Origin of the sequence: Peribacillus alkalitolerans (assembly GCF_010882125.1) — a bacterium.
Classification (GTDB): Bacteria; Bacillota; Bacilli; order Bacillales; family DSM-1321; genus Bacillus_BN; species Bacillus_BN alkalitolerans.
On the sequence record NZ_JAAGVZ010000001.1, the window covers coordinates 334,495 to 350,349 of the forward strand.

A 15,855-nucleotide genomic window follows, 5' to 3' on the forward strand; every position below is an offset into this window, starting at 1 on the left:
GTCCTCGGCCTCCTTAATTGTAAATTATACTATTTCAATAGTATATTAGGCCTAATATTTTCAAATTAACTATCATATAAATCTAAGTATATAGCTGTTATAATAATGAAATAATTCCCATTACAGAGGTGTTGTGCTTGAAGAATTTTAAAAGTCCATTTATTTATATATTGATCATTATTGTAGGGGCTATTTCAATTTATATATCTTATAAGATTTTTCCGATTAAATCGACAGCTGATAGGATTACTTTTATTACGGCAGTTGTGGGGCTGATTGTTTCATTTACAGCTTTTATCATTGCGATGAAGACATACATATCGATTGATAGCGTGAACGTCATTACACAAATGGAAGGGAATGTTTAGAGAACGAGAATTATGTAACATCGATAACGAGTTTATTGAAGGAATATGATCAAGCCGATTCCAGAAGTGCTGGAGCGGCTGTATTTGATACTCTTGAAAGGAAGTTTGCAAAGGAATCCAAAACAGCGATAGAGTTCGCTAACAATTTGCAGTACTTTATCGACTTGATTGTCTTTTCCCCTTATCTATACAATACAGCAGATAAAAACAAAGAGTATAACTTGAACCGAATGGATCGAATCCTTACTTTAATTGATAAACGAAGAGATACACTTTTGTCGATTAGCACAGGAAACCTAATATTAATAGAAGAAACAGTTAAACTAATTAGATGTGCCATCAACTATCAACAGCTAGTCCACACCAATGAGTATCAGATGACCTCTACCTTACTCGAAGTAAGAGGAAGCATGCTTAAAAACTCCTTAACACAGATGGTATATTACAACTATCTAGGATTGTTCTATAACAAGAAGGCAAACATGGTTCTGCGAAGAAGGTTTGGAATGGAAGTTGTCGACTTTTTCAGCCTGGATGGAGTCAGTAAAGTGAAAAGTAAAATCCATTTATTGTCCGACGAGGAAACAGAATTATTCATCATGTATCTACAGGAAGCAAAGAAAGCTTTCAGAAATGCCTTAGAAAATGGAGAAGATGATATCATGTGGGCAGGTTTCATTAAGTTTAATGAGGCAAGAACAACCTTCCTTCTAAATCTAATTCTATCAGAAGAACAAGAAAACAACTGGATACAACTCATGAATGAATCCTTAGTCGCGCGGAACAGGTTAAATATTTTGATTGATGATATCCTTCACAAAGAAGAAAAAACTCATTTACAAGAAGCATTTATTTATGAAAGCTATCTAGCAAGCCTAATCAAGTTCAATCTAATAATCTCAGAAGGTCTGGACATTACGGACCAATTTGGCCGCACAAAATATTTCGCTCAAAATTATGATGGTATCTTAGAAGATCCATTGCTTAAAGAGACATACAATGGGAAGTTTGATAAGGTTAAAGACTATCAAGAGAGAATTATTGAACATATATCCAATTTTATACAACCAAAAACTATCGCTTAAAAACTTAACCAGCCATCCCTTTAAAAAGGATGGCTGGTTATTTTACAATTTCCGTATGGTACCTTTTCTAGTTCAAACCACTAAATCACTTTTCCCTTTGTTCTTTTCAACACCTGAAACCTTTAAGGGAATGATTTCAAGCATTTATATTTTCTGATGGAAAAGTACAATTCTATCGATGCAAAATGAAAAACCAATTTAATGATAGAAGTTTTTATTCCCCTCCTATCTCCATCCTACTCTTCTTACTCGTTCGATTATCAATTTAAGAAACTTGCTTTGTGTACCTACATTTTGGAAAGTTTCTACATCCGTAAAACGATCCGTATTTGCCTTTTTTTATAGACAATTCTCCTCTGCACTGAGGGCAAATATTTTGCTTAATCTTATCCTTCTCAAACCGCACTTTTTCTTTTCTATTATTTCTTATCGTATCTACATGCTGCTTTTTTACCTGTCTTTTCTCTTTCTTACCCTTAATTGATAATCCTTCAAGCGCTCGATTGATATTCTTCAATTCTTTTTCACTTAGTCTATGTAAATTCCATTCCTTAATGACCTTTAGCAGCTGCTTAAATTGGATTACTCTAGCAGACTTAAAATCATCATTGAACTTTAATGTAGAGTTGTTTGAAAAAGCAATTATAGAGTACATTGTTTCAAAATCTTCATTACCAAAATAATTCTTTAAGGCTTGTATATGACCATAGTTCTGCCATATGGGGTTGAGAAACTTTTCTTTTCGTTTATAAATCACCTGTGTCCAAAAACGTTGATCTTCTTTTCCGAATATCCAACCTTGATAATGCTTTGTTTCAATAACGAATATTCCAAATGGTGAAGTCACAACATGATCTACCTGAGTCGTTCCTCCTTCTCCATTTGGTACGTATAAGTCATGGTATATTTTATAACTTGGACCTAGTTTACTTAACGTACGATTTACAAACCATTCCCCTACAGCTCCTTTTATGATCGGATACTTGAGTTTTAATATAATAATGCCAGCTAGTAGTAATAGAGAAAATATAGTAGGAGAAATGAAATATAGTACAGGTAGGAAAACAACTGTGCTGAATACTATTAAAATCCCTTTTATCATTCCAGACATCTTGACAACTCCTTTTAATTTGAAATATTTTCCTTTTGTCTAATGTAGCATATTTTGTAATTTTATGATTTTACAATTTCCAAAAAAAGATTAGATTTAAAATTTCTTAAACCATTCGAATGAGATAATGTCCTCTGGCGGCGGTGTCTGACGCTGATATTTCTTTTTAAAAAGCATCCACTGCCACCACCAGAATTTTGTCAATTCAATAGAAAAGGAATCAAGCAAACATTGCTTGATTCCTTTTTCAGTGGTTCCGATGAACTAGCACCCCCCAACATTTACCACTCTGACAGGACTTACATTCTATAGTTTAGCTATATAAATTATAGTAAAATTCGGTTAGTTGATTATTTACTAATTTTTGAGTTTTACATATTGATAATGGAAGGAACGGAAGCAAATATGTGGAAAAAATTTTTGGCGATCGCAATCGCTTTGTTGCTTTTATTAACTACGAGCAATATTGTTTTTGCGGCTAATGATGTGACGCCTTTGAAGTTAAAAAGCGCGTCTATTAATATGAAGGAAGCTGCAATTGGCGATACCATTGTTCTAAGGTTTGTCATGTATCCTGATTTAGAGTCTGGTCCTATCGAGGATCCTGGTTATACAAGCATCCGCCTCCAGCACTCATCTGGGAACGGGATTGATACGATGTTGAATTACATTGGGAACAACACGTATGAATTACGCTACAAATTAGATTCAAGTATGCTAAGAGGAAGCTGGCATGTGGACTATATCCAGGTTTCGGACAATGCTAAAAACTCAAGCTACTTTGATACTACTAATCCCATCATCAGTTCTATCACTTTTAATGTGAAAAATGGCGTTACTGATGCCCAACCACCTGTTTTGAATGGTTTTACTTTATTAACTCCAAACGCTAAAGCTGGTGAGGAAGTAAAGATAAAGCTCCCTCTTACTGAGCCAAATGGGCCTGTTCAGGGCAGAGTAATATTTATGCATACAAAATCTGATGGTGTAATCAATGAATCTATTACATTAAATACTGCCACGAATCAATATGAATGTAACTTCGTCTTGCCTGCAGATGTACGAAATGGTGAATGGAAATTTAGTTACCTGACTTTGAGGGACAAACACGGGAACGAACAACATTACCGTGCGGATGATTATTCTTATTTATCGAATGTCACATTGAATGTATCTGGCGGTACAGGTGATTATGAAAATCCGATTCTTAAATCTATCGAACTTAAGACTCCATCCGTTTACGGTGGGGATTACTTAAAAGCCGTTATTGAGGCTGAAGACGTTGGTTCTGGAATCCAAAGAGTTACGATTTCTTTCATCCACAATGAGACTGGACAATCGTTCTGGGATGAAATGAAATTGAATCAAACTGATGGAAAATATTATCTAGATTACCGTGTCGGATTGGATCAAATCAGTGGGGAATATTCTATTGAAGACATTATTTTGACAGACAATGTCGGTAATACCGTTTTCATTTACCCTCAGGAAGACGAAGGTAAATATCCTAAGCTTACAATTAACTCCCTCTTTATTGGAGTTGACCCTACTTCCATCATCAAGGGGTCTTCCTTCGATGCAATGGCAGGAATTTCTGCATATTCACCATTAGAGGGTGATAGAACTAACGATATTGAGATTCAAGGTGAAGTCAACACTAATGAAAATGGAGTTTATCTCTTAAAATACGGTGTACAAAGTAACAGTGTACCCTATAAATATGAAAGCTACCGTTGGGTCAGTGTCAATGAGGAACAAACCTTCATTCCAGATCCAAATACGGAGTATTTCAATTCAGATGTAGAAGTTGGTTTGCCTGAGGATGGAAATGTTTCACTTTCAACAGGAACGAACACACAAGTGTTACAGGATGACGTACATCTTTCTCAAGAAGGCAGCTATCAGCTTTCACTACCTGGGCAAGCAACACAAGCAAGAGCCTTCGCTGTAAAGATGAACAAGTCTTTTAAATTTGTCATTGATAAGACGGTACCATCAGCACCAACGATTGATGCTTTCACAACAAACTCCACTAAGGTATCTGGAAAGACAGAGCCTAACGCCAAGGTAATTCTACACTTGAACGGAAAGTATGTTAGAAGCGTTAAATCGGATTCAAAAGGCCTGTATGCATTTATCATCGCCAAACAGCCGTTGAATACCGAAATTAAAGTTAGCGTCATGGATGCTGCAGGGAATACAGGTAAACCAAGCGTTAAAAAGGTGGAATTTGCACCTATCGTTAACGCGGTAAGTAACCTATCCACTTTTGTAGCTGGAAAGACTGTGCCGTATGCACCTGTTAAAATCTATTCGAACAATGTTTATCTAACTAGTGGAAAAGCCAATAGTACTGGATATTACAAAGTGACCATCAGTAAGCAAGCTGCTGGCAAAGTTATCAAGGTTACTTCGGTTGATAAAAACAATAAGCCAACAGTAGTTTATACGAAGGTCATAGATCAAATCGCTCCATCGATGCCAATTGTCAACAAAGTAACCACCCTATCCACGTCAATCACTGGTAAGGGTGAAAGAGGCGCAAGAGCAGTCATCTATGCTGGTACACGCCATTTAACAACCATCATCGTTCCAAGCACTGGCCTGTTCAAAGCTAACATTGCCAAACAGAAAAAAGGAACCGTCATCCAAGTCTGGTTGCTTGATGCGGCGAATAACAAGAGTGCTGTGAAGTCATTAAAGGTGGAGTAGTTTTTACGCTCATAGAATTGTTTTTTCCAACTAGTCTTTAACTGTTTTATAGATATTTATTTTTCAAAACAAACGAATCCAATTTATTTTGGGTTCGTTTCTTCTTTCAATACCGAATAAACTAACTAAGGTAAGGAATGAAATTGCATTTTTTCGATTCATTAAGATTAGTTAACTGAATGACCTCAGTTGAAACGGTATTTCTTCTAAAATTATCCCTTCACTACTTTAACGTAGTTCGCTGGTTCCAGCACCTCTCATCTCTTCTGGTTCACGTTTATTCTTAATAATTTTATTGACAATAATAGCGATTAGAATGAAATACAAAACATAGATTGACATTGATATTAGATTGTTACTTTCAAACACACTCCCTGCAAATGTAAAAATAAATACTGCAGGAAGCTTTCCAAGTAATGAAGCACCTAAAAATGTTGTCCATGATACATTGCTAATCCCACAAAGGATATTTACAGCTGGAGATGGAACAAATGGAAAAAGCCGCACTATCAAAATACCCATAAATGCATTCTTTTCAAAGTATTGCTCGTATTCTCTTATTCTGGGAATTTTCATAATATATTTCTGTATCCAAGTATGAAAGCCAAACCTTGCCATTGAAAACATGATTATTGTGCCTATTCCAATTCCTAACATCGATATTCCTAAACCCTTCCAAATTCCAAAAATGGCACCGATAATTCCTGCCAACATAGCAAATGGTACGACTGGAAAGAATACTAATAATGCCACAAAAAGAATTGCCACTGGGATTGCAATGTAGCTTCCAGATTCGATTACCGAGAGCATGGTCTCTTTTTGTAAATAGCTTAGGAGAATAATCGTTCCAAAGAATAAAAATGTTAACAGTTGCTTCATTATATATACCCTCTTTTAATATTAGATTAGTTGAAGCAGCCAATAGCTATGAAGGAAGAATATTGCGGTGTAAATAGCTGAGGCAAATGCAGTTACGGATTTTAGCATAGGGGATTTCGGGATACTCTTTGTCAAAATAAATAGAAGCAAAAAAGCTGATAGCAACACCTTGACTCCAATAAACAACATAGGATGAATATCAAAAAGCGAAGCCATCAGCGGATTGCCCTCTTGAATATAAGAATGATGAACCCCAAACCAGGTGATGTATCCGTCAATCAAGTTCAATGCGGCTAAATAAAGGAAGGCTACTAGCATAATGGCACCACCGATCTGATAAAATTGCTAAAGAAAAGGCCCTGATTTTCATTTTTGACAAATCAAGGCCAGCTATTCTACTTTAATAGAAGATTTCTTTTTTCGAACATAAACTAAAATCAGTAATCCACTTCCTATTAGAGCAATACCCGCAACTAAATAGTTATAAGTATTTGTTGCAGTCTCTGGTAAAATCTGGCCCTGAACCGGATCAGAATTCAATTCCTCTTCGCTAATCGGACGCTCTGGAAGGATTGGATCCTCGTCACCCGGAGTTTCTGGATCTACTGGGTCTGGATTTGGATTAGGGTCTGGATCTGGATCTGGATCTGGATCTGGGTCTGGATCTGGATCTGGATCTGGGTCTGGATCTGGATCTGGGTCTGGATCTGGATCTGGGTCTGGATCTGGGTCCGGATCTGGATCTGGATCTGGGTCTGGATCTGGAGTGTAGCCTTCAACAATAAATTTGAACTCTACTTCAAAACCTAGTCCTTGGTATTCATTTCCTAATTCAAAAGGAAAATCAACACGAAATAATAAATCTTCTTGATTTAATGATCGTAATGCTCTAGGAGATAGTCCATTAAAATCTTTTAATTTTCCTTTGAATAAAATTCCACCCGTATCCGAAACCGTTAATAAGAATTCATTATAAAGTTTAGAAGATCCACTCTTAAAACTTGAAATGGTATTGTAAGAGAAATCTCTTTCTCCTCTATTCTGTATGGTTAACTTCTTTATTGCCCAATCTCCTGGCTTAAGATTATTCAATATAAATAAAGATGTTTCCGGAGAAGTCTCAATATCTATTTCACTAGCGTTTGTAACTTTTGGGTAAAAATAATTTAAAACAAGGCATCCAATGAAAAAAAACAGTATAATTCTTATATTTATTCTCATTTATTTTCACCCTATTGGATAAGATTGATAGACTTATAAATCGCCTTTTTCTTTAAATAAAAGGTGAGCATTATACTATACCCACCTTTTATTTTTTTAAATTAAATTAGTTTGAGCCACCATTGTTAGCTTTTCTATTTGTTTCAATATCGCCTGATTCATCAGATACGTTTTGACCTTGCCACTGACGCGCTTCAAATGTGAAGTTCACATCGATACTGTCACCTTGGAATTTATTTTGTGCGTTAACATTACCTAAAGTATCATCAGCATTTCCAGAGTTGTCAGCATCATCAGGATTTACATACAAAATGCTTAATTCTACGTTATCCCAATCACGTGGATCAGCAGGTAGACCTTGCCATTGATTTGCTGCATTAGAAGCTAAATTTATTCTTCCATCAACCCAATGAGATCCTAAAGCTGCAGATACTTTAGTAATAGCGGCTGCATCAGCTACATTAGTAGCTTTATAGATATCTGCTAAAGTAATATTCTCATTTAATTCAATTAGTCCTTCAACGGCACCCTCTGTACCAGTTCTTGCTAAGGTAACTTTAAACTGTTCCAAGTACTCAACTGCTGTGTTTTGACCAAAAATATCCGCATCTGCTCCATTTGGTACCTCAGTGTAATCTCTAGCTGCACCCTCGTAACCGTAATCATCAAAATTAATGCTGTCAATTGAGAATAAAACATCCTTTATGGCTAGAGAACCGTCATTTTTTAAGCTAAATTCTCTTTTCATAGTATCGCCTGGTTTTAAATTAGTTAGACTAAATGTAGTTGGCCCTTGAACAGGATTGATTGTTAGTTCTAACGTACCTGTACCAGCCGTAGCAGTTACTGTTTCAATATCGTTAAATGCTGCCCATGTTCCTCCAGCTACTAAAGAAATACCTAAAGTGGCAGACAGTGCACCCATTGCTAATTTTTTCTTAATATTCATCTTTCTTTCTCCTCCTAATTTGAAAAGTGTATTATTGAATATTTTCTGTTATTGGATTAGTTATTAGTAGATCTGTTCTCTCCAGGCATTTGTGTACCTTCAAACTTCAGACTGAAGGATGCACCCTCATCTTGGAATTTATTTTGTTCTTGGAATCTGCTGCTTGGATATGTTTGTGTTTTATTATCAAATTCTACTTCAAATGTATAAGTTACAGATCCTGCAGGAGCGATAGCAGCAGCTGCTCCAGAGCCAGAAATTTCTGCATTAGTTAAGCTACTTAATCCTGCTGCAGTACCGTTATATACAACATCATTCCCTCTTTTAATTACTACATCAAATTGGCTTAGGAACTCTTCTTGAGTGTTTTCTCCATCGTCCTTACCATTTAATCCACTTAATGGAAGTTTTGTATATTTTTTATCAGCCCAACCTGAAACTGTCGTTGTGACGAAAATATCATCGATTGCTAAGGATCCGTTATTTCCTAAAGTTAGTGTCTTAGTAAATGTGTCTCCAGGTTTTAAATTATCAAGATCGAAAAGAACCGATTGACTAGTTGTTAGATCTAATGTACCCGATGCAAACTTATTGTCTAATGTTTCTACATCATTAAATGCTGCCCATGTTCCCCCACCAATCAGTGATACACCTAAAGCGCCAGCTAAGATGCCTAAGCCCATTTTCTTTTTAATACTCATTAATAATTCCTCCTCAAATTTTAGTTCCACCCTAATGGGTATGTATATGTGAACCCCATAGGGGCTTCAACCTAAGAAATTTTCTGTTCAATAGAATCATCAGATGCAGTTGGTTTCATTTTTAGTTCGATTTCTTTAATAGCCGTTCTAATTGTAAGACCTGCATACCCTAATAAAAGGAAACCAGGGATGATTAGAAGAAGTGCAGTTCCGACTGATGAACTTGCATATTTTAAGAAGTAACCTATAAAAGGAATCGTAATATTTGAGTAAACAGCTACGATATTCTGTGGAATTACGAGATTAGTATCTGCATTTTTGTTATTATCACCTTTTGTTTGATAGTTCACCGAATTACCCTGCTTAATAACATCTATTATTCTATGGGTAACAATGCTGCCGTCACTTTGCCTAAAAGAAATGACATCTTTGACTTTTAAACTTTTTTGGTTTTCCGGTTTTTTTACTAATATGATAGAACCCGTTTTAAAAGTGGGTTCCATTGAACCCGATAAAACAGTTTTGAATTGATAGCCAAATAATTGAGGTTCTCCACCAGACACCCTTGAAGATATGACCATAATCACCATTACTAGTAATGTTGTAAAAATTACTCCATATAGAATATTGCTACTGATTTTTACTGCCTTTTTCATTTGGATCTCCCTTCTAAGTAAAAAATTTGTTCTTAAGTATTAATTGGAATCCTTTTCTCCATCGCTTACTTCATCTTTTGATTCAGATGGGTCATCTTTATTTTCACCACTATCTGTTGTTGGTTCAGTTGGTTCATCTTTGTTTTCATCACTATCTGTTGTTGGTTCAGTTGGTTCACCTTGGTTTTCATCGCTGTCTGTTGTCGGTTCAGTTGGTTCTGGATTCTCATTTTTCTCTTTATCGTTATCAATTTGTTCAGAGCCTTCAGTACTTGGGGATGTTCCTTCGCCTTCTTTAGTGGATTGTTCGTTAAGAGATTTCTTCATTGAACAATCATTAATTTCAATTACTTCACTCCAAATAAATGGATTCCCAGGTCTATCTGGTTTAGTTACTTTAAATCGGTAATCACCATTTCCATCAAGTGAAGCATTCGATTCAATTTTTCCTATTTTCCCAGATTGTATTTTTTCAACTTCACCGGAATCTAAAGCAGGACTTTGAGGTACTTTTGACTGATTTCCTTTCCCAACTCTAAATAGCTCCCATGTCCAAGTAGAGTAAGTCATATCTTCTCCACCGTTATAAATTTCAGCAAATATATTAGGTGGATTACAGGATCCTCCACGTTTTAAGGTTGTTCCTTGTGGATCAAAGTCTAATGAGCTTTTATCCCATTCTTCTTCATTTGGCCATGGCCAACTTACATGAAGTGAAGCATTGACATTTTCAATATCATTGAATGAAGCGTTTGTAAACGTGTTGAGTTGCATCAAAGTTAATAAGAAAATATTCCAAATTAAAATAGTTTTAGTGAGAAATACTAATACTTTGAACTGATTCCTAAATTTCCTCAACCTGGTATATCGAATATTAATCACTTCCTAACCAAAATTTTCTTATTAACAGTTTTATTCGTTCTTTTTAACGAACTCACAAGTTGAGTATAGGACATTAGCCATAATTTGAAAAATTCCAAAATCAGCCGTTTTTTCTGTATAAAGAACATTTTTCGTTCGTTTTCTCGTGATATCTCTTGTTTTCTCACTATTTCGTATTTTTTAAAGAACGAAATGTTCGTTATAATGTTTTTAATGTATGGAAATATATACTGGAGGTGAACTATACATATGGTTGGGAACTTGATTAAGCAAATTAGAGAGCAAAAGGGGTATTCGATCACTGAGCTGGCTGATAAAGCTGGAGTATCCAAGTCCTATTTAAGCTACATAGAAAGAGGCATACAGCAAAATCCATCCTTACAGGTTCTATCAAGATTAGCCAAAACCTTAGATACGAACGTAGAAAGTCTTCTTCATCATGAAGACAAAAAAAATTTATTAAAAACTACATCTATTGATGAAGAATGGGTTTCGCTAATTCAAGATGCGATTCACCAGGGAGTAACTAAAGATGAATTGTCCTATTATTTGGATTTTGTAAAGTTCAGAAAAGATAATGGAGGTAATAGTTAATATGAAGGTAAGGATCAGCATCCTACTGGTAGCATCCATACTTTTAGTGGTAGGTGGACTTGGACTTGTTGTCCTTTCCTTCTCGAATATGTATGACTATGAAAAGAAAACAGATCAAGCATTAGTTGAAGCTAAACAGAAAATTTCAGTGGACAATGTTCTATCAAAAGAACAAGCAGTTAAAACAGATGATGTTCTTCCTAACGAACAAGCCATCTCCTTTAATAAAGGCGAGGTCATTGGTTTATTAACTATTCCAAGCTTAAAAGCAGAATTACCCATTATTGAAGGAACGAATGAAGAGGAGCTTGAGAAGGGGGTAGGGCACTATTCAACCACAGTCCTGCCTGGGCAAAATGATCAAATTCTGTTGTCCGGACACCGAGACACTGTTTTTCGTAGGTTAGGTGAATTAGAGCTAGGAGATATTTTTCGGATAGAAATGCCATACGGAGAGTTTACATACCAAATTATTAATACAAAGATTGTGGATGCTAATGATACGACGGTTATACAATCTACCGCTCCAAATGAAATTTTGACCGTTTCAACCTGCTATCCGTTTTCCTATCTTGGAAATGCTCCGCAACGATATATACTAACAGCTGAAAAAATAAAAAATCCGACAGTTAACTAGAATTGTTTCCAGTTACTTGCCGGATTTTTGTTTTATAAATTAGTAAATCTTTTATGTTTAACTGAACCCATTTTTCCAGATACAAAAATTAATTTAGTTTCCGCTATTTAAGCATTGATGAGCTGGCTTTGAGAAACCTATCGGAATCAGATTATTGTAGTCTAGTCACGTTATCGTATTCCGTATTTTCATCAATGTTATACATCCATTTCAGCTTGTCGCAAGAAAGCACATTGGTTTCATTTTATTGTATACAATATGTTAGTTCTTAGATGTGTATTATTAATTTACGGTAACCGTAATATTAACAGAACGGTCATTATATTTAGTGGTGATAGTAGTTGTTCCCTTCTTTTTACCTGCTTGAATGACTCCATCTTCTACTGTAATTATTCCGCTTTTTGTCACTTTCCAATCAGCCAAGGTTGTTACATCACGCTTTGATCCATCTGTATAATAAGCAATAAGTGTTATTTCGGTTTCTGCTTCTCTTTTTAACGTCACTTTTGTAGTTGAAGCTTTTAATGTTTTAATTTTTTTATCTTTAATTACTTCCGCTTTAATGGTTGTCTCAATACCTTCATAGGAAGCAGTTATTGTTGCTGAACCAAGTTTGTTTGCAACTAGTATCCCATCTTCAACTTCTATTACACTACTCTTGGAAGAAAGCCATGTGACTTGATCACTTACTTCCTCTCGTGTTCCATCTGTATATAGAGCAAAAACATTTAAGATCTTCTCTTCATTTACTAACAATTTAACATTTTTATCTGTGATTTGTAGAGATTCGACTTCCTTAACCTCTTCATCTAGTTCAGTAATATTAACATTAATTATAACTTCATACCCCTGATAAAATGCTGTAATGGTTGCTTCTCCTACGGAAATACCTTCGATTTCTCCACCATCGACTTCTGCTACTTGACTATTATCTGTTGTCCAAAATGCCTGTGAAGTCACATCTTTCTTTGTATTATTAGATAATGTAGCAACTAGATCAACCGATGCTGTTTCGCCAACTTCCAATTCAACCTCTTTAACAGAAGCAGTTACCTTTTGAACACCGGCTTTTGATACTATAACAGGCAATGTCACCTTTTTCCCTTTATAGGTTACTGTAATCTCAGCTTTCCCTTCCTTTGACCCAGCTTTAATCGTTCCTTTACTTACGGTTGCTATAGATGTAGAGCTGCTGCGGTATGTTGTTTTGGAATCGTTGGTGACATCTTTTTCATCACCATCTTCATCAATATAATAGACTCGGAATTTAACAGATTTGTTGTGAGAATGGAAATACTTTCTTCCGAAAGAACTAATGTGTTTATTTCCGAATTTTCATCCTCATCCGAATCATCATCGCTTCCTTCATAAATTACAGATGATAAATAATATGCTAGCGGAATATTTTCTTCATTATATAAAATATTTAAATTGTAATATTTGCCTTTACGTGGAAGACCCGAATTATAACCCTTATCGTCATAAGTAGAAAAACTACCTACATAATCATCGATGTTATCTTGATTAACTACCATCTGAACATTTGATGATGCTACTGATATTTTTTTAAAAGATTGTACATTTTCAGGCAGCAAGCTTCTATCAACAAGAGTTGTAAATCCTCTATCATTTGGAGTGTGTGTAATTCCGTTTTCCTCAGTTAATTGAACAACTGAGTCAGAGTCGAATAACTTTGCCGAAACAGATGCAGGGATTAAAATTTGTGTACCTATAAACCCCAAAAGCATACAAATTAATAAAAACTTTTTAGTCAAATTAAATATCCTCCTTATACCAATAAAGGTTTTATTTTCCATGTTATTATAGATTTAAATTTGAAGATTTACCAATATATTATTTATACAATTTAAGAAAATCTTTTAATTTTTACTCTTACTGATTTCCCTGAGAACCTACCTTTATAAAAAATAGGTAAAAAGAATCTACTCGACAAGATTATTAGTTATATAATGGTACTAAAGGTACAATTAAGGAAACTTAATGTCACAAAGCTATAGGGGCTAAAGGTAGAGACCAACGCCAGCCAGCTACCGTTACCAAAGGAGGAAAAGGTAATGAAAGGTAAAGTATTAAGAGGAACAATGTTAGGTTTATCTGCTTTTACACTAGTATTTGGTTCAGCAACTTTTGCTAGTGCTAAAGGTGGGAAAAAAGAAGAACCCGCTCAAGCAGAAGATCAAAAAAAGCCTGAAGAAAGCAAAAAACAAGAAGAACAAAAGAAACAAGAAGAGCTGAAAAAGAAAGAAGAACAAAAGAAGCAAGAAGAGTTGAAGAAAAAAGAAGAGTTAAAGAAGAAAGAAGAACAGAAGAAGAAAGAAGAGCTAAAGAAGAAGGAACAGCAAAAGAAAAAAGCGGTGAAGATTACTTCTAAAGCTGGACAAGAAGTAGATAAAAAGCTATCTGCCATTGTTACTTCTGTCAATAAGACAACTTCTCTTATTAATGCTTACTTCGGTGTTCAAAAGGATGAAACGACTGAAAAAACGATTCCTAAAAAGGAAGCCAACTCAAAATACAATAGCTTTATCGGAAAATTAAATGCCGATCTCAATAAATTAAATGCACTTGAAAAGAGCTTGAAGAAATCCAAAGCATCTCAATCTGATTTACAGGCCTTGAAAGCTAAAATAGATGAAGCTAGAGCATTAATTACTAGTGAATTAAGCCGCGTAAAAGCTTTAGTTAAAGAAGTTACTACACCTCCTAAGGTTGAAGATCCAAAAACTGAGGAGCCTGCTCAACCAACTGTACCTGCTCCATCAGAAGGTGGAACGTCTGAACAACCTACTTCACCTGCACCTGGCGATAGCACCACTCCAGGTACTGAGACAGGTCAAACTGGTGAGACTCCTGCTCAACCATAAAAGGTGTCAGTCACCATCCAGAAATTGGATGGTGACTGACACTCTTTCATTCTATCTTTTCCCCACTTCCCGATAGCAACTTCAACTGGTCATTTTCGTAGCCTATCTCGTAGGATACTTTATATTTGCTGTATACGGTAGATCCATTTTTTCGTTCTTCTGCCGATATAATTGCCACTACTGAAGATTTTTCTCCAGATTGGGAAGTTACTAGTTCATCTATGGTGACCGTCCGTGTATTTAGGTAACCTTCCCTGAACTCTTCGTAAGGAAGATTGGATTTCCATGAACTCCCCAGTAACGAATACGCTGTCACATAATCCCCATAATTCAAATTTTCATAGAAATATTTTACGAGATAACTAGAGTACTCTTCCATGCTATACTCATCTCCAGTAGCATATCCCTCTGTATCAAGGGCCACCTCTGGTAGCGAAGTCATCGGAGTTTTCGACCATCCTTCTAGAGTAGTTAGCACGCTTACGATTGGTATGCTGAAACCAATGGCCCCTTGATCCACTCCTGCTGAATTGATTCCGAGGATTTTCCCATTTTTACTATTAATCAAAGGTCCTCCACTGTTGCCAGGGGCTATTGGTGCTGAAATTTGGTAAACATCTTCATAATGGAACGGTTCAATATCGAAATCACGTTCGGTGCCGCTGATGATTCCTGTGGTAACTGTATTTTGCAGACCAAGAGGGCTTCCTAACGCCAATACTTCATCCCCAACCTCTGCCTTTTTGATCCCTTCAATTTGAAGTGGTACTGTTCCTTCCAGTCCTGCTACGCGCACTACCGCAATATCGGTTTCATTGCTGAGACCAATGACTGTACCTGTAAATTCCTTGGAATCTGAAGTCTTTACAACGACGCTCCTAGAATTACCCACGACATGGGCATTGGTGATAACATCACCTTTGTCATTGTAAATAAACCCAGATCCCAATGAACCGTCCTTTAACTCTATTTTGACCACAAGCTTTTGTGTGTTATGGATAATTTCTTTTAACTCTAAAGGACCTTTTTCTTTCTCAGTCCCTTCGTTACTTCCCACTAATTCCGATGAAGCTCTCAGCTCCTTTCCTACATGTTCCTTAATATAGAAAAAAGCATATATCCCTCCGCCCCAAATCAGGACCGTCAAAATCAAACTGATGATCCATTTTTTCATC

General features: G+C 35.8%; 17 protein-coding genes and 1 riboswitch. Of the genes, 6 read left to right on the forward strand and 11 right to left on the reverse strand.

Annotation, left to right across the window (positions count from 1 at the left end; genetic code table 11):
- Positions 1 to 137 precede the first annotated feature (137 nt).
- Both G3O09_RS01620 and G3O09_RS01625 read left to right on the forward strand, forming a co-directional pair.
- The gene (locus G3O09_RS01620) at positions 138 to 368 is read left to right on the forward strand and encodes a hypothetical protein (RefSeq protein ID WP_163099374.1); all 231 of its coding nucleotides are present in this window, start codon (positions 138 to 140) and stop codon (positions 366 to 368) included.
- A gap of 35 nt (positions 369 to 403) precedes the next feature.
- Positions 404 to 1,453, forward strand: coding sequence for a hypothetical protein (locus G3O09_RS01625; RefSeq protein WP_163099375.1), 1,050 nt, complete (start codon positions 404 to 406; stop codon positions 1,451 to 1,453).
- A 265-nt stretch (positions 1,454 to 1,718) separates the two neighbouring features.
- On the opposite strand, the gene G3O09_RS01630 is transcribed toward G3O09_RS01625, so the two are convergent.
- Positions 1,719 to 2,564 (reverse strand): NERD domain-containing protein, encoded by an 846-nt coding sequence (locus G3O09_RS01630; protein WP_163099693.1) that lies wholly within the window; start codon positions 2,562 to 2,564, stop codon positions 1,719 to 1,721.
- 405 nt (positions 2,565 to 2,969) lie between these two features.
- On the opposite strand from G3O09_RS01630, the gene G3O09_RS01635 reads away from it, so the two are divergent.
- On the forward strand, positions 2,970 to 5,276 hold the full coding sequence (locus G3O09_RS01635) for an Ig-like domain-containing protein (protein ID WP_163099377.1): 2,307 nt from the start codon (positions 2,970 to 2,972) through the stop codon (positions 5,274 to 5,276).
- A gap of 228 nt (positions 5,277 to 5,504) precedes the next feature.
- Here G3O09_RS01635 and G3O09_RS01640 read toward each other — a convergent pair whose 3' ends face one another.
- The 7 genes from G3O09_RS01640 to tapA all read right to left on the reverse strand — a co-directional run bounded on the left by G3O09_RS01640 (position 5,505) and on the right by tapA (position 10,564).
- Positions 5,505 to 6,155 carry a TVP38/TMEM64 family protein gene (locus tag G3O09_RS01640; RefSeq protein ID WP_163099379.1) on the reverse strand — a complete coding sequence of 217 codons (651 nt, stop codon included), beginning with the start codon at positions 6,153 to 6,155 and terminating at the stop codon, positions 5,505 to 5,507.
- A gap of 21 nt (positions 6,156 to 6,176) precedes the next feature.
- On the reverse strand, positions 6,177 to 6,473 hold the full coding sequence (locus tag G3O09_RS01645) for a DUF5658 family protein (RefSeq protein ID WP_163099380.1): 297 nt from the start codon (positions 6,471 to 6,473) through the stop codon (positions 6,177 to 6,179).
- A 72-nt stretch (positions 6,474 to 6,545) separates the two neighbouring features.
- The gene (locus G3O09_RS01650; RefSeq protein ID WP_163099381.1) at positions 6,546 to 7,376 is read right to left on the reverse strand and encodes an LPXTG cell wall anchor domain-containing protein; all 831 of its coding nucleotides are present in this window, start codon (positions 7,374 to 7,376) and stop codon (positions 6,546 to 6,548) included.
- 106 nt (positions 7,377 to 7,482) lie between these two features.
- Positions 7,483 to 8,325, reverse strand: coding sequence for a TasA family protein (locus G3O09_RS01655; RefSeq protein WP_275898288.1), 843 nt, complete (start codon positions 8,323 to 8,325; stop codon positions 7,483 to 7,485).
- Positions 8,326 to 8,381: 56 nt separating this feature from the next.
- The gene (locus G3O09_RS01660; protein WP_163099383.1) at positions 8,382 to 9,026 is read right to left on the reverse strand and encodes a TasA family protein; all 645 of its coding nucleotides are present in this window, start codon (positions 9,024 to 9,026) and stop codon (positions 8,382 to 8,384) included.
- A 71-nt stretch (positions 9,027 to 9,097) separates the two neighbouring features.
- Positions 9,098 to 9,682 (reverse strand): signal peptidase I SipW, encoded by a 585-nt coding sequence (gene sipW / locus G3O09_RS01665; RefSeq protein ID WP_163099384.1) that lies wholly within the window; start codon positions 9,680 to 9,682, stop codon positions 9,098 to 9,100.
- Between the two features lie 39 nt (positions 9,683 to 9,721).
- Entirely contained in the window at positions 9,722 to 10,564 is an 843-nt protein-coding gene (gene tapA, locus G3O09_RS01670; RefSeq protein WP_240338294.1) for an amyloid fiber anchoring/assembly protein TapA, read from the reverse strand.
- Between the two features lie 249 nt (positions 10,565 to 10,813).
- Here tapA and G3O09_RS01675 point away from each other — a divergent pair, with 249 nt between their 5' ends.
- Positions 10,814 to 11,158, forward strand: coding sequence for a helix-turn-helix domain-containing protein (locus tag G3O09_RS01675; RefSeq protein ID WP_163099386.1), 345 nt, complete (start codon positions 10,814 to 10,816; stop codon positions 11,156 to 11,158).
- A 1-nt stretch (position 11,159) separates the two neighbouring features.
- Positions 11,160 to 11,795: a class D sortase gene (locus tag G3O09_RS01680; protein WP_163099388.1), complete on the forward strand. Its 636-nt coding sequence runs from the start codon at positions 11,160 to 11,162 to the stop codon at positions 11,793 to 11,795.
- Positions 11,796 to 12,077: 282 nt separating this feature from the next.
- Here G3O09_RS01680 and G3O09_RS01685 read toward each other — a convergent pair whose 3' ends face one another.
- On the reverse strand, positions 12,078 to 12,884 hold the full coding sequence (locus G3O09_RS01685) for an Ig-like domain-containing protein (RefSeq protein WP_240338295.1): 807 nt from the start codon (positions 12,882 to 12,884) through the stop codon (positions 12,078 to 12,080).
- 86 nt (positions 12,885 to 12,970) lie between these two features.
- The gene (locus G3O09_RS22280) at positions 12,971 to 13,570 is read right to left on the reverse strand and encodes a hypothetical protein (RefSeq protein ID WP_240338296.1); all 600 of its coding nucleotides are present in this window, start codon (positions 13,568 to 13,570) and stop codon (positions 12,971 to 12,973) included.
- Between the two features lie 196 nt (positions 13,571 to 13,766).
- A riboswitch (cyclic di-GMP riboswitch) is annotated at positions 13,767 to 13,851 on the forward strand.
- Positions 13,852 to 13,870: 19 nt separating this feature from the next.
- On the opposite strand from G3O09_RS22280, the gene G3O09_RS22090 reads away from it, so the two are divergent.
- Positions 13,871 to 14,680, forward strand: coding sequence for a hypothetical protein (locus G3O09_RS22090; RefSeq protein WP_205439580.1), 810 nt, complete (start codon positions 13,871 to 13,873; stop codon positions 14,678 to 14,680).
- 46 nt (positions 14,681 to 14,726) lie between these two features.
- Here the strand turns inward: G3O09_RS22090 and G3O09_RS01695 are convergent, their stop codons facing one another.
- Positions 14,727 to 15,854 carry a S1C family serine protease gene (locus G3O09_RS01695; RefSeq protein WP_163099389.1) on the reverse strand — a complete coding sequence of 376 codons (1,128 nt, stop codon included), beginning with the start codon at positions 15,852 to 15,854 and terminating at the stop codon, positions 14,727 to 14,729.
- Position 15,855 lies beyond the last annotated feature (1 nt).

Excerpts from the sequence above, each read along its gene's own strand:
- G3O09_RS01645 (WP_163099380.1), bottom strand. The coding sequence starts at position 6,473 with ATGCTAGTAGCCTTCCTTTATTTAGCCGCATTGAACTTGATTGACGGA.
- G3O09_RS01630 (WP_163099693.1), bottom strand. The coding sequence starts at position 2,564 with ATGTCTGGAATGATAAAAGGGATTTTAATAGTATTCAGCACAGTTGTT.
- G3O09_RS22090 (WP_205439580.1), top strand. The coding sequence starts at position 13,871 with ATGAAAGGTAAAGTATTAAGAGGAACAATGTTAGGTTTATCTGCTTTT.
- G3O09_RS01695 (WP_163099389.1), bottom strand. The coding sequence starts at position 15,854 with ATGAAAAAATGGATCATCAGTTTGATTTTGACGGTCCTGATTTGGGGC.
- G3O09_RS01635 (WP_163099377.1), top strand. The coding sequence starts at position 2,970 with ATGTGGAAAAAATTTTTGGCGATCGCAATCGCTTTGTTGCTTTTATTA.
- sipW (WP_163099384.1), bottom strand. The coding sequence starts at position 9,682 with ATGAAAAAGGCAGTAAAAATCAGTAGCAATATTCTATATGGAGTAATT.
- G3O09_RS01675 (WP_163099386.1), top strand. The coding sequence starts at position 10,814 with ATGGTTGGGAACTTGATTAAGCAAATTAGAGAGCAAAAGGGGTATTCG.
- G3O09_RS01660 (WP_163099383.1), bottom strand. The coding sequence starts at position 9,026 with ATGAGTATTAAAAAGAAAATGGGCTTAGGCATCTTAGCTGGCGCTTTA.
- G3O09_RS01680 (WP_163099388.1), top strand. The coding sequence starts at position 11,160 with ATGAAGGTAAGGATCAGCATCCTACTGGTAGCATCCATACTTTTAGTG.
- G3O09_RS01655 (WP_275898288.1), bottom strand. The coding sequence starts at position 8,325 with ATGAATATTAAGAAAAAATTAGCAATGGGTGCACTGTCTGCCACTTTA.
- G3O09_RS01640 (WP_163099379.1), bottom strand. The coding sequence starts at position 6,155 with ATGAAGCAACTGTTAACATTTTTATTCTTTGGAACGATTATTCTCCTA.
- G3O09_RS01650 (WP_163099381.1), bottom strand. The coding sequence starts at position 7,376 with ATGAGAATAAATATAAGAATTATACTGTTTTTTTTCATTGGATGCCTT.